Below are 11615 nucleotides of genomic sequence, written 5' to 3'. Positions count from 1 at the left end.
AGGTCACCAGCCGGCGACGCGGGGCCAGAACGCCTCGATCGCGGGAGCGCCGGTGATGCTCCGGGAGCCGTCCACGACGTGGTAGCCCCGGTGCTGGGCGGCGGTGGCGCAGGCGTGGTTGGGCAGGACGCGCAGGCGGGTGCCGACGGGGAGGGCGGGCAGCGGGGCGCCGTCGCGGGCGGTGAGGGTGCCGTGCTCCTGGCTCGCGGCGGTCATGACCAAGCCGGGGATCAGCGTGCCGGACAGGTCGGCGACCAGCCCGTAGCCCTGGTCCCGTGCCTGCGCGGCGGTGCCGCGGTCGCGGGACATGGCCATCCAGCCGCCGTCGGTGATGAGCCGGCCGTACCCGGGGCGGTGGCCGATGACGGTGACGACGACCGACAGGGCGAGATCGTCGACGGTGCACACGCCGAGACCGGCCATCACCAGGTCGAAGAAGACGTAGGTGCCGGCGCGCAGTTCGGTGACGCCGGCGAGGTCGTCGGCGGCGTGGGCGGTGGGGGTGGAGCCCACGCTGACGGTGTGCACGGGCAGACCGCAGGCGCGCAGCCGGCCGGCCGCGGCGACGGCGCTGTCGCGTTCGTTGCGCGCCGCGACGCGCCGCTCCTCGTCGGTGGGGGCGAAGTACGACTCGCCGGCGTGGGTGAGGACGCCGTCCAGGCAGCCCGCGTCGTCCAGGACGCGGCCGATGCCGGTGAGTTCGGGCGCGTCGGGCTTCAGTCCGCCGCGGTGGCCGTCGCAGTCGATCTCGATCTGGGCGGGGACGGCGATGCCGGCCTCGCCCGCCGCCGCGGCGACGCACCGCGCCTGCTCGGCGCTGTCCAGCAGGACGCGCAGGGTGACCCCGCGGCGTGAAAGGGCGATGACGCGCGGGAGTTTGCGGGGGTCGATGCCGACGGCGTAGGTGATGTCGGTGTAGCCGGCGGCGGCGAAGGCCTCGGCCTCGGCGAGGGTGGAGACGGTGACGGGGCCGGGGGTGCCGTCGTGCAGGAGGGCGGCGGCGTCGAGGCTCTTGGCCGTCTTCACATGGGGGCGCAGCGGAACCCCGAGCCGGTCGGCCCTGGCCCGCAGGCGGGCGATGTTGCGTCGCATCCGGTGGACGTCGACCACGGCGAACGGGGTGTCGGGGCCTGCCAGGGTCGGGGCGGCGGGGGAGAGGGGGGCGGTCATGGGCGGGCCCTCACTTCGCGTAGTTGTAGACCGTCGCCCGGGACACGCCGAGCAGGTCCGCGATGGTCCGGGCGGCGTCGCGCGAGGCGAAGTAGCCGTCGCGCTGAAGCTGTCGTACGAGCGCCCTCTTGTCCTCCCGGCTCAGCGAGCGGGGCGTCGCCGCACGCTCCGCGGCGTGCGCCTCCACCGCTTGCCGGAGCTCGCGCGCGTTGCGGTCCCGCAGGGCCTCCAGCGGCTCGTCGCGGTGGCCGGTGTCCGTGGCCACGAGGTTCGACAGCGCCAGGGTCACCGGGGACAGGACGGACACGTCGAGGTTCAGGCACAGTGCCGCGATGTACTCGCCGGCCGCGTTCCTGATGCCGATGGACGTGCTCTTCGCGGGGCGGCCGTCGGGGAACCGGTTGGGGTAGTTCTGGAGGACGCTCGGGTACTCCGGGTCGGCGATGCGGGCCAGGCCCAACTCCGTGACGGAGTCGCCGATCCGGCGCCCCGACAGGTTGTTCTCGATCACCCGGACCGCGTGGCGCGGGGTCCGCAGGTCGTGCAGGACCACCTCGCACAGCCCCGGGAACATGCGGCCCAGGGCGACGGCGATCTTCTCGGCCTCCCGGACGAGGTGCTCGTCCGCCTCCGCGCTGTCGGCGAGGTCGTCCACGGAAACGTTCCTCCCCCGGCCTTCGACCGAACGTCCAACTCTGGACGGTAAGGCTAAGAAATTGTCCGGCCGGTGTCCAGTCCGCCGGGCGCCGCCCCTCGCGCACGGGGAGCCGGCGCCCGAGTACCGTCTGTCCGAGCGCATGCCGTACCGCACGTTCCACAGTCCAGCGAGGGGGAACCATGGCCGAACGGCCCGCCGCGGAGCACCAGTTGTGGCTGCGCAGTTTCCACCGGCCGACACCGGGAGCGCCGCGGCTGCTCTGCCTGCCGCACGCCGGCGGCTCCGCGAGCTTCTACTTCCCCCTTTCCAAGGCGCTCTCGCCCGCCGTGGACGTGCGCGCGGTGCAGTACCCCGGCCGGCAGGACCGCTGCGACGAACCCCTGGCCGGCGCCATCCAGGAACTGGCGCAAGGGGTGTTCCGCGCGCTGGACGATGGGCAGGACACGCCGCTGGTCCTGTTCGGGCACAGCATGGGCGCCATGGTCGGCTACGAACTGGCCCGACTCCTCGAGGCCGCCGGGCGGCCCCCCGCGATGTTCTTCGCCTCAGGCCGCCGGGGCCCGTCCCTGGTGCGGACCGAGACCCTCCACCAGGGCGACGACGCACAGCTGATCGCGGAGGTCACCAAGCTCGAAGGCACCGACGCCGCCCTGCTGGAGGACGAGGAGCTGCTGCGGATGGTCCTGCCCGTGCTGCGCGCCGACTACCGGGCGGTGGAGACCTACCGGCGCACTCCCGGACCGCGGCTGAGCTGCCCCGTCGTCGCGATGACCGGCGACGCCGATCCCCGGCTGACCCTCGACGAGGCCCGGACCTGGGCCGAGGAGACCGACGGGGCGTTCGAGCTGCGGGTCTTTCCCGGCGCGCACTTCTATCTGGTGGCGCAGCAGGAGGCCGTACTGGCCGAGGTCAGGGCCGCGCTACGGCGGCTGGGGCCCGCCGCGGGGACGGTGGCCTGAGCCGCGCCGGCGGCCCGGGACGGCACAGGCGGCACCGGCACAGCGGTGCCGCCCGCGTGGTGTGCGTCAGCCCAGGACCTTGGCGGACTCGATCACCACGGGCTCGGCGGGAACGTCCTGGTGCCCCTGCCGGCTGCCCGTCTTGACGCCCTTGATGGAGTCGACGACGTCCTGGCCCTCGATGACCCGGCCGAACACGGCGTAGCCCCAGCCGTTCGGGGTCTTCGCCGTGTAGTTGAGGAAGGCGTTGTCGGACACGTTGATGAAGAACTGGGCCGTCGCGGAGTGCGGGTCGCTCGTCCGCGCCATCGCCACCGTGTAGGCGTTGTTCTTCAGGCCGTTGTCGGCCTCGTTCTGGATCGCGCCCAGGGTGGGCTTCTGGGACATGTCCGGGGTGAAACCGCCGCCCTGGACCATGAAGCCGGGGATCACCCGGTGGAAGATCGTGCCGTCGTAGTGGCCGTTGCGCACGTACGTCAGGAAGTTCTCGACGGTCTTGGGCGCCTCGGCGTCGTTGAGCTCCAGCACGATACGGCCGAAGTTGGTGTTCAGCTCGACGGACGACATCACAATCTCCTTGTTCCCGTGGGCCCTGCCCACGCGTACGGTACGGCCGGGCGGCCGTTTCCCTGGTGCGACCGAGGGCCACGACGATCAGGACCTCGCGCGCACCAGGGAATATATGACCACAGAGGGCACACCCGGCGCGGCAGCGCCCCGGGCGCCGAACGGCCATCCGGGTCAGCGCCGGTGCCGGCCGCGGCACCTCCGGACGGCCCGTCGGCTCCGGACGGCCCGTCGGCTCAGGACGGCCACGGCGCGTCGTCGGGTGCCGGCGGCATGGCCAGGTGGGCCAGGTCCTCCGGCGGTGGCGTGGTCACCGGCCACAGCGGCGCCGCGGCCCCGTCGGCGAGCGCGGCCGGTGCGTCGGTGAGGTTCATGCGCTCGCGCAGCCGCCCGTAGAAGTCCGTCGGACCCAGCCGGACCGCCTTCAGCCGGCGGGGCGCGGCATACACGCCGATCCAGTCCCCGGGGCTCAGCACACCACGCAGCTGGCCGTCGATGCTGACCGCCGCCTGACCCGACCGTTCGAGCACGCGCAGCGCGATCGGCTCATCCGGCGCCGCCACGACCGAGCGGTTGAACACCATGTGCGGCGCGACCGGCGTGAAGACGAGCCCCTCCACCCGGGGCGAGACCACCGGGCCGCCCGCGGCGAAGCTGTACGCGGTGGAGCCCGTGGGCGTCGCCACCAACAGCGCGTCGGCCGAATAGGCGGCCAGGAGCCGGCCGGCCAGATAGACCCCGACCGACACCTGCCGGTCCCGCGCCAGTTTCTCCACCACCACGTCGTTCAGCGCGGTGACGTTGAGTGCCACTCCCCAGTCCCCGCCCGCCGTACAGTCCGTTCGCACCCGGGGCGGCGGCAGCAGGGGCCCGCGGCCGTACCGCAGCAGTGCCTCCATCTGCGCCGGCACCTCCAGCCGGCACGACGCCCGCAGAGTGAGGAGCATCCGGCTCTCCACGGTGATCCGCCGCTCCCGTACGGCGTCCAGCGCGGCCCGCACCGCCGTGGCCGGAACCTCCGTCAGGAAGCCGACGCGGCCCAGGTCGACGCCGAGCACCATGGCGTCGTTCTCGGCCGCCAGCCGGGCGCCGCGCAGGAACGTGCCGTCACCGCCCAGGGTGACGACCAGGTCGGGATCGCCCGCGGCCTCGACCTCCTCCCGGGCGCTGTGCCGCGCGCCCTCCCGCCACACGTCGATGTCGGTGCAGCCCACCGCGTGCTCGGCGCACCACTCACGCACCGCCCGCGCGGCGGCCACCGCCTCGGCACGCCCGCCGTGCACGACCAGGCCGACCCGGTTCACCGTCATACGCGCCACACCCGCACACCCGCCTCCCAGCCGGCTCGTCCCCGGCTGCCATCCTCGCCGCGGACCGGGCCCGCCCGGCGCGCGCCACGCCGCCCGGGACGCGGCGCGGGAGACTCGCCCGGCGTCCGGGAACCGGCGGCGGGGTATCGAGCGGAACCCCGCCCGGCCCGGCCGCTGTGACGGACCGGACCTGATCCCGTCACCGCCGTGTCACAGGACCGGCTCACGGGAACCCGGAGCCCCGGCGACCGGTCTGTGCACGTGAGTACCGGCGCCGCGCCGGTCGTCCTGGACGCACCGCACACATCGGGGGAACCCATGCAGAACCGACACACCAGCCGCGTCAGCGCGGCGGCCCTGGCCGCCGTCGCCGCCACCCTTTCGCTGACGGCCTGCCAGTCGGCGAGTGCGGCACCGGCGGTGGGCACACCGATCGCCAAGACCTCTTCCACCACTGCCGCTTCGACCACGGCACCGGCCACCGCCGGTCCCGCCACCACCCGCCCCGCCGTCACCTGGACCCCCACCGCCACCCGGCCCGTGTCAGCGGCCCCCACGTCAGCCGTGCCCGCCCCGGCCGCCACCGCGTCGGTCTGTGCGGCGAAGGCGCTCAAGGCGACGGCGTACCAGGCGGTCCACCGTCCCATCGGCACCGGCACCGGCGCGGCGATCGTCCAGTTCACGAATGTCTCCGCGACGGCGTGTGTGCTGCGGGGCCACCCGACGGTGGCCGGGGCGGCCAACGGCTCGCCCCAGCACTCCGTGCCGCTGACGGTGACCCGTAAGGGCACCGCGTCCGCCGTGCGGGTGGCCCCGGGCGGCAAGGCGTGGCTGAAACTGACCTTCGTGCAGGTACAGGGTGAGGGAGACGGGTACTGCGTGTCCGGCGCGACGCCCTCGGTGTTCCCGACACTGGTGGTCGGCCTGCCCGGTGCCGGTTCGCACCAGGTCGCTCTGGACGACGGGCAGTTCGCCGAGTGCGACAACAAGGTCACCGCGACGGCGGTCTCGTCGGTGAAGCCCTCCTGATCCGGCGGACACCGAACCGACCGGTGTCCTGATCTCATCGGTGCCCCGGCCCGGCGGCCACTCTCCGCCCGGACCGGGGCACCGTCGCGGTGTGATCTTCTCCATTGCGGCCGTGGCACCGCCCCTGTGAGTCTCACGTCGAACGATTTTCCGAAGAACTGTTATCGGCGCCGCATCCAGCGGTCTCCCGGGTAACGGACAGCATCGTTCGGCGTCGAGGACAGGGAAGCTCTGATGAGGACACAGCACACGGTGGACACGGCGGCACTGGTCGACGCCGCCCGAGGGGGAGATACGGCTGCCCAGGACGCCCTGGTCAGCGCCTACCTGCCGCTCGTGTACAACATCGTGGGCCGGGCCCTGAACGGTTCGGTCGACGTCGACGACGTGGTGCAGGAGACCATGCTCCGCGCCCTCGACGCGCTCGGCGACCTGCGGACCCCCGAGAGTTTCCGCTCCTGGCTCGTGGCCATCGCGATGAACCGGGTCCGGGCGCACTGGAAGGACCGGCAGCTCGCCCCCGGCGCCGTCGAGGAGGCCGCCGACGTCGCGGACCCGGGCGCCGACTTCGTGGACCTGACCATCGTCCGGCTGCAGTTGTCCGGCCAGCGCCAGGAGACCGCGCGCGCCACCCGCTGGCTGGAGCCGGACGACCGGGAGGTACTGTCGCTGTGGTGGCTGGAGTGCGCCGGTGAACTGACCCGGGCCGAGGTCGCCGCGGCGCTGGCCGTGCCGCCGCAGCACACCGCCGTACGAGTGCAGCGGATGAAGGCGAGGCTGGAGTCGGCCCGCGTGGTCGTACGGGCGCTCGACACCCGGCCGCCCTGCGGGGAACTGCGCGGTGTACTGGGATCCTGGGACGGCATGCCGTCCGCCCTGTGGCGCAAGCGAATAGCCCGGCACGCCCGTGATTGCGCGCGGTGCGGCGGGCTGTGGAGCGGCCTGCTGCCCGCGGAGGGGCTGCTGGCCGGACTTGCGCTGGTCGCCGTGTCACCGGCGCTGCTCGCGACGGTACGGTCCGCGATGGCCGGCACGTCCACGGGCGGCACGACCGCGGCGGGCATGACCACGACCGGCTCGGCCGCGCCCGTCCCGCCGGACACGGCAACCGCCCACCCGGCCGCGGACGCCGGGCAGACCGGATACGCGGGGCACGCCGAGTACGCGGCGCACACCGGCCCGGACGCGGGGGACACCGGTGCGGAACCGGACGGCGCGGACGGTACCGGTCCGGGCGCCCGGGCCGGGCTCCGGGGCGCTCGCCGGCGTACGACGGCCCGCGACGAGGCACGACGACGGCGGCGGAACCGGCGCCGGGCCGTCGGGGGAGCCGTGGTGGCGGCCTGCGTCGCGGGTGGCGGCCTCTGGTACCTCGGCACCGGCTCCGGGCCGCACTCCGGGGACGCCACCGCCGCGCACACCGCGGGCGCTCCCGTCGCCGACATGGCGGCCCCGCGCCCCGCCGAGACCTCGTCCTCGCCGTCCGCGTCCGCGTCCCCGTCACCGTCCGCGTCGCACTCGAAGAAGCCGAGCGTCTCCAAGAGCCCGCGTCCGGCCGGCACGAGCAGTACGCCTAAGGCGCAGCGCACCGCGCGCGTCACGCCCGGTGCCACCCGGCCCGCGCCGGCGCGGACACAGCCGGCGCAGGCCCCGGCGCCCGCGGGCACGGTGGCGCAGGTGGTCGCCCTGGTGAACAAGGAGCGGTCTGCCGCCGGGTGCGGTCCGGTCACCGAGGACGCGCAGCTGGACAAGGCCGCACAGGGCCACTCCGACGACATGGCCGCCCGCGGCTTCTTCGACCACACCGACCCGGACGGCACCGGCCCCGGCGAACGCATCACCGCGGCCGGCTACCGCTGGTCCACGTACGGCGAGAACATCGCCCAGGGCCAGCAGACCCCGCAGGCCGTCATGGACTCCTGGATGCACAGCCCCGGTCACCGCGCCAACATCCTCAACTGCTCGTTCAAGAACCTCGGCGTGGGCGTCCACAACGGCTCGGGCGGCCCGTGGTGGACCCAGGACTTCGGCACCAGGCAGTGACCGCGGCGCCCCTCACCGGGCGGTGGCGAAGTCCTGCGTCCAGTAGCTGCCGGGCTGCGCCAGACCGACGCCGATCTCCTGGAAGGAGCAGTCGAGGATGTTGGCCCGGTGGCCCGGGCTGGCCATCCAGCCGGCCATGACCTGCTCCGCCGTGCCGTAGCCGTAGGCGACGTTCTCGCCGTAGCCGCTCCAGGCGTAGCCGGCGGCCGTGATGCGGTCGCCCGGGGACGACCCGTCGGAACCGGTGTGCGACATGTTCTGGTGGGCCGCCATGTCCGCGCTGTGCGTCTGCGCGGCCTTGGTCAGCGCCGAGTCCAAGGTCAGGGCCTGGCAACCGACCTTGGCCCGCTCGGCGTTGACCAGTCGCACGATCTCGGCGGTGACCCCGGACGCCGCGGCGGTGGGCGTCGGGGTGCTCGGCGCGGAGGGGACCGCGGAGGCCGGTGCGGAGGGAGTGGCCCTGGGCGTCCCGGGAGCAGTCGTCGCCCCGGGCTCGTGGGCGGCGGCCGTCTTGGTGGGGCTCGGGTGGGCCGTCGGACGGGCCGTGGTCTTCCTGGCGGCGCTCGGGCGGGCCGTCGGGCGGGCCGTGGCCTTCTTCGCGGCGCTCGCAGGGGTCGCCCCCCGGGGCGCGGGCGGCGAGGTGGTTCCCGGTACTGCGGTGTCCTGGGCGTTGCGGTGGTGATGCCTGTGCGCGTGCGGCCACTGCCCCACGGGCGCGCTCGTCGCGGCGGCTTGCGACTGCCCGTCCGGGCCGTACGGCCAGTCGGAACAGGCCAGGGCGACGGACGGTACGCCCACGGTGCCGATGGCGAGGGCGGTGATGACTATCCGCCGGTAGTGCTTCGTCTTGCGGTGCTGGCCCATACGTCAACCTCACTCGGTGATCGCCGAGCGCTCATTCTCGGGACGCCTTCACAGACAGCGCAAAGAGCCCTTTTTACTAAGGCGCGTAGTAGGCCCGCCCGACTCTTGTCAGGCGGCCCGAGAGATGCTGACTTCGCGACAGCGATGTTTGCGCTCTCGTGACCGCCCGTCAGGAGCGCGTGGACGGCGGGCAACGCGGTGAGGAGCCGAACGGCCGGTGCGGCGCCGCGCGACACGTGGTCGTGTGCACGGCAAGCCGGACAAATCCCTTATGTCGTCCGAATGGCTTCTACTATGCGGAGCGCTTAGTGGCCGCCCCCGGTGTGATGGATGTCTCGTCCCCGCCCGATGTGCCGGGCGCCGGCCCACCGGCAGCGGAACGCGAACGCCGCCAGGTGAGGGGCCTGTGGCGCAGGGGTACCCGGAGGCCGCTGACGCGTATGCGATCCATGTGCGGGAGGAGACCCGATGAGCGAGAACACCCCGTCCCAGGCCGAGGGCGAACCGGAAGAGGAGGCCCCCGAGACGGAGCAGCCGCCGCGCACCACCCCGTCCCAGGCGGAGGGGGAGGACCCGGACGAGGACGCGGACGACGCGTGAGGGAGGCGCCATGGGCGCTGCGCACACCAGGGTCCCCGAGGTGCTGGACGCGCTGAAGGACGTGTCCTACCCGGCGGACAGGGACCGGCTGCTCACGGCCGCGCGCGAGGCGGGCGCCTCGGACGAGATCGTCAGGGCCCTGCGCGGCATTCCCGCCGCGGAGTACGGCGGCCGGGAGGAGGTGGCGCGGGCGGTCCGGGCGGCCCCGGACTCCGGCCCCGGTCACGACACCACCCGGCGGGCGCCACAGGCACGGCGCGGCGGCAGGCCCGGGGTCGCGCAGCACCTGCGGGAAGAACCGAAGACCCCGATCCACGAGGAGTTCGACCGCTGAAGCGGGCACGGTGACGCCCGTGGCAGCCCGGTCGGGCGGCGGTGCGGCTCGTGCGCGCGCCGCCCGGGCCGCTCGACACCCCGGGGCGGCGGTCCGGCGTCAGCGAACATGTGCCGGACAGGCAGGGCGGGTGGCCCGGTGACGGTTTCTCCGCGGAACTCGGCCCACCAGGGCCCCTCTCCGCGGAGCCCCCTCGGCAGCGGCCCCGCCGGCCGCCCGATCAGGGTCGATCGGGCACGCGGAGCGCGGGGCGCCCCGACGGCCGAGCCGGCACGGACACCGCGCAGGACGGACACCGGCACCGCAGGGCGGACACCGGCACCGCAGGGCGGACACCGGCACCGCAGGACGGGCACCGGCACCGCAGGCACGGACACCGGCACCACGCAGCGACCAGGACGACGGCTCCGCGGAACGCCGGACACGACCTGGGCCCCGGCTGCCGCGCCGGTCACCCGGCGGGAAGCGGGGCGGCCCCGGCCCGGCATCGCTCACCGGCGCCCCGCCACGGGGGAAGGCACGGCCGCGTCCACGCGGCCCACCGGACCTGCCCGGCCCGCGACCTCCCGTCGGCCCCGACGCATGTCGCGCACCCCACCGGGTACGCGAGGCGGAGCACGCCCGGGCAGCAGCCTGCCCGGCTGGCCCGTAACACCGCCGCTACCTGGGGATCTGCCATGGAAACACCCGCACCCGACGACATGCCGACACCGACGCCGGCCCAGCAGGCACTGGACGCGCTCGCCGTGAACGCCGAGGACCAGACCGCCCTGGACACCCTCGCCCACAGCGAGGTACTCGTCCCGGTCCCGGACGACGCGGTCAACGGGGAGGGCGTCGACGCCTCGACGGTGGCGCTGCCCGTCCTCGAGCAGCCCGGCGGCGATCCGATCGTCCCGGTGTTCACCTCGGAGGGCGAGATGGCCGAGCTGCTGCCGTTCGTGTCCCGCTACCGCCTGATCCCGCTCGGCGCACTCGCCTCGCAGTGGCCCGAAGAGGACCTGTCCCTCGCCATCGACGGCAGTTCCGCCCACGGCCTGACCCTCACCTCGCAGGGCGTACGCACCCTGCTCGTCCGCTGACCCCGCGCCCGGACCACCCGGGAAGGCGCGTGCATGCGCGCGCCGCCGGACATGACGCCGTGGACCGGTTGCCGGCGTCGTGCCGCCCGCAAGGGCGCGGAGATCCCGCCGGGCGGGCTCAGCCGCCGCTCGGGCCCTCCCGCTCGGCCAGCATGCGCCGCAGTACGGCCCGCTGGAGCGGCAGCACCTCGGCGTGCAGCGCGCGGCCCGTCGAGGTGAGCGCGACCCACACCCCGCGCCGGTCCTCCGCGCACACGGAGCGCTCCACCAGACCGTCCTTCTCCAGCCGCCCGATCAGCCGGGACAGCGCGCTCTGGCTGAGATGGACCCGGCCGACCAGGTTCTGCACCCGGCACTGATCACCCTCACCGGGCGACTCGGTGGCCAGGATGTCCAGCACCTCGAAGTCGCTGGCGCCCAGACCGTGGGGATGCAGGGCGCGGTCGATCTCGCACATCGTGCGCGCGTGCACCGTGAGAATGCCCCGCCAGCGTTCCTCCAGCCGGGCCTCGGCCGTCTTGACTGCCATACCGGCACCGTAGCACCGATCCAGCCACTTGTTGAGTGTGCAACTAACGGTCCGGACCGGCCCGCCACGGGCCTCAGGCGGCCGGGTCCTGGAGGAGCCCCACCAGGTTGCCGTCGCTGTCCTTCACCGAGGCGATCAGCCGGCCGCCACCGACGTCCTGCGCGTCCTGGAGCAGTTCCGCGCCGGCGTCCAGCAAAGCCGCGAGCCGCTTGGCGAGATCGGTGACGTGCCAGTACGGCACCGGCCCGGTCATGCCCTTCGCATGCCCGTTCGGGTCCAGGCCGACGTCCTGCCCGGCGGCCTTGTAGCCGACGTAGTAGGGCTCGTCCGCGTACGGCTCGACACCCAGCAGCGCGGAGAACAAGGCCTTGGCGCGGTCCAGGTCGCGCACGGGGTAGATGATCGTCCGGAGACCCTCGGTCATGGGACTCACTCCTTCGGGATGCGGGCCCGACGGGTTTCCGCCGGTG

Annotated in this window: 13 protein-coding genes; 6 read left to right on the top strand and 7 right to left on the bottom strand. The window is 74.1% G+C overall.

The window, feature by feature from the left end; all coding sequences use genetic code 11:
* Positions 1-3 precede the first annotated feature (3 nt).
* Both ACGFT1_RS01665 and ACGFT1_RS01660 read right to left on the bottom strand, forming a co-directional pair.
* A complete protein-coding gene (locus ACGFT1_RS01665; RefSeq protein WP_373907013.1) occupies positions 4-1170 on the bottom strand; it encodes an alanine racemase in 1167 nt (388 codons plus the stop codon).
* A gap of 10 nt (positions 1171-1180) precedes the next feature.
* Entirely contained in the window at positions 1181-1825 is a 645-nt protein-coding gene (locus ACGFT1_RS01660) for a transcriptional regulator (RefSeq protein ID WP_373907012.1), read from the bottom strand.
* A 182-nt stretch (positions 1826-2007) separates the two neighbouring features.
* Between ACGFT1_RS01660 and ACGFT1_RS01655 the strand changes: the two genes are divergently transcribed.
* The gene (locus ACGFT1_RS01655; RefSeq protein ID WP_373907011.1) at positions 2008-2787 is read left to right on the top strand and encodes a thioesterase II family protein; all 780 of its coding nucleotides are present in this window, start codon (positions 2008-2010) and stop codon (positions 2785-2787) included.
* A 66-nt stretch (positions 2788-2853) separates the two neighbouring features.
* On the opposite strand, the gene ACGFT1_RS01650 is transcribed toward ACGFT1_RS01655, so the two are convergent.
* On the bottom strand, positions 2854-3354 hold the full coding sequence (locus tag ACGFT1_RS01650) for a peptidylprolyl isomerase (protein WP_373907010.1): 501 nt from the start codon (positions 3352-3354) through the stop codon (positions 2854-2856).
* Positions 3355-3590: 236 nt separating this feature from the next.
* The gene (locus ACGFT1_RS01645) at positions 3591-4664 is read right to left on the bottom strand and encodes an NAD(+)/NADH kinase (RefSeq protein ID WP_373907009.1); all 1074 of its coding nucleotides are present in this window, start codon (positions 4662-4664) and stop codon (positions 3591-3593) included.
* 318 nt (positions 4665-4982) lie between these two features.
* Here ACGFT1_RS01645 and ACGFT1_RS01640 point away from each other — a divergent pair, with 318 nt between their 5' ends.
* Both ACGFT1_RS01640 and ACGFT1_RS01635 read left to right on the top strand, forming a co-directional pair.
* Positions 4983-5693, top strand: a complete 711-nt coding sequence (locus ACGFT1_RS01640; protein WP_373907008.1) for a DUF4232 domain-containing protein — start codon at positions 4983-4985, stop codon at positions 5691-5693.
* Positions 5694-5927: 234 nt separating this feature from the next.
* Positions 5928-7736, top strand: coding sequence for a sigma-70 family RNA polymerase sigma factor (locus ACGFT1_RS01635; RefSeq protein ID WP_373907007.1), 1809 nt, complete (start codon positions 5928-5930; stop codon positions 7734-7736).
* Between the two features lie 12 nt (positions 7737-7748).
* Here the strand turns inward: ACGFT1_RS01635 and ACGFT1_RS01630 are convergent, their stop codons facing one another.
* On the bottom strand, positions 7749-8600 hold the full coding sequence (locus tag ACGFT1_RS01630) for a CAP domain-containing protein (RefSeq protein WP_373907006.1): 852 nt from the start codon (positions 8598-8600) through the stop codon (positions 7749-7751).
* A gap of 468 nt (positions 8601-9068) precedes the next feature.
* Here ACGFT1_RS01630 and ACGFT1_RS01625 point away from each other — a divergent pair, with 468 nt between their 5' ends.
* The 3 genes from ACGFT1_RS01625 (at position 9069) to ACGFT1_RS01615 (ending at position 10616) form a co-directional block, all read left to right on the top strand.
* Complete coding sequence (locus ACGFT1_RS01625) at positions 9069-9200, top strand: hypothetical protein (RefSeq protein WP_373907005.1); 132 nt, start codon at positions 9069-9071, stop codon at positions 9198-9200.
* A gap of 10 nt (positions 9201-9210) precedes the next feature.
* Entirely contained in the window at positions 9211-9534 is a 324-nt protein-coding gene (locus ACGFT1_RS01620; protein WP_373907004.1) for a DUF2795 domain-containing protein, read from the top strand.
* Positions 9535-10211: 677 nt separating this feature from the next.
* Positions 10212-10616, top strand: a complete 405-nt coding sequence (locus tag ACGFT1_RS01615) for an SseB family protein (protein WP_373907003.1) — start codon at positions 10212-10214, stop codon at positions 10614-10616.
* A gap of 118 nt (positions 10617-10734) precedes the next feature.
* Here the strand turns inward: ACGFT1_RS01615 and ACGFT1_RS01610 are convergent, their stop codons facing one another.
* Positions 10735-11145, bottom strand: a complete 411-nt coding sequence (locus tag ACGFT1_RS01610; RefSeq protein ID WP_373907002.1) for a MarR family winged helix-turn-helix transcriptional regulator — start codon at positions 11143-11145, stop codon at positions 10735-10737.
* Positions 11146-11218: 73 nt separating this feature from the next.
* A complete protein-coding gene (locus ACGFT1_RS01605; RefSeq protein WP_356819548.1) occupies positions 11219-11569 on the bottom strand; it encodes a VOC family protein in 351 nt (116 codons plus the stop codon).
* Between the last annotated feature and the right edge of the window lie 46 nt (positions 11570-11615).

Source organism: Streptomyces sp. Y20 (assembly GCF_043195475.1).
In the GTDB taxonomy this organism is placed as follows: domain Bacteria; phylum Actinomycetota; class Actinomycetes; order Streptomycetales; family Streptomycetaceae; genus Streptomyces.
This window is presented reverse-complemented; position numbering and strand designations above follow the sequence as displayed.

What these genes read in the sequence shown, in the direction of transcription:
- ACGFT1_RS01645 (WP_373907009.1), bottom strand. Translation starts at nt 4,664, where the DNA reads ATGACGGTGAACCGGGTCGGCCTGGTCGTGCACGGCGGGCGTGCCGAG.
- ACGFT1_RS01640 (WP_373907008.1), top strand. Translation starts at nt 4,983, where the DNA reads ATGCAGAACCGACACACCAGCCGCGTCAGCGCGGCGGCCCTGGCCGCC.
- ACGFT1_RS01625 (WP_373907005.1), top strand. Translation starts at nt 9,069, where the DNA reads ATGAGCGAGAACACCCCGTCCCAGGCCGAGGGCGAACCGGAAGAGGAG.
- ACGFT1_RS01655 (WP_373907011.1), top strand. Translation starts at nt 2,008, where the DNA reads ATGGCCGAACGGCCCGCCGCGGAGCACCAGTTGTGGCTGCGCAGTTTC.
- ACGFT1_RS01650 (WP_373907010.1), bottom strand. Translation starts at nt 3,354, where the DNA reads ATGTCGTCCGTCGAGCTGAACACCAACTTCGGCCGTATCGTGCTGGAG.
- ACGFT1_RS01620 (WP_373907004.1), top strand. Translation starts at nt 9,211, where the DNA reads ATGGGCGCTGCGCACACCAGGGTCCCCGAGGTGCTGGACGCGCTGAAG.
- ACGFT1_RS01610 (WP_373907002.1), bottom strand. Translation starts at nt 11,145, where the DNA reads ATGGCAGTCAAGACGGCCGAGGCCCGGCTGGAGGAACGCTGGCGGGGC.
- ACGFT1_RS01615 (WP_373907003.1), top strand. Translation starts at nt 10,212, where the DNA reads ATGGAAACACCCGCACCCGACGACATGCCGACACCGACGCCGGCCCAG.
- ACGFT1_RS01630 (WP_373907006.1), bottom strand. Translation starts at nt 8,600, where the DNA reads ATGGGCCAGCACCGCAAGACGAAGCACTACCGGCGGATAGTCATCACC.
- ACGFT1_RS01635 (WP_373907007.1), top strand. Translation starts at nt 5,928, where the DNA reads ATGAGGACACAGCACACGGTGGACACGGCGGCACTGGTCGACGCCGCC.
- ACGFT1_RS01665 (WP_373907013.1), bottom strand. Translation starts at nt 1,170, where the DNA reads ATGACCGCCCCCCTCTCCCCCGCCGCCCCGACCCTGGCAGGCCCCGAC.
- ACGFT1_RS01605 (WP_356819548.1), bottom strand. Translation starts at nt 11,569, where the DNA reads ATGACCGAGGGTCTCCGGACGATCATCTACCCCGTGCGCGACCTGGAC.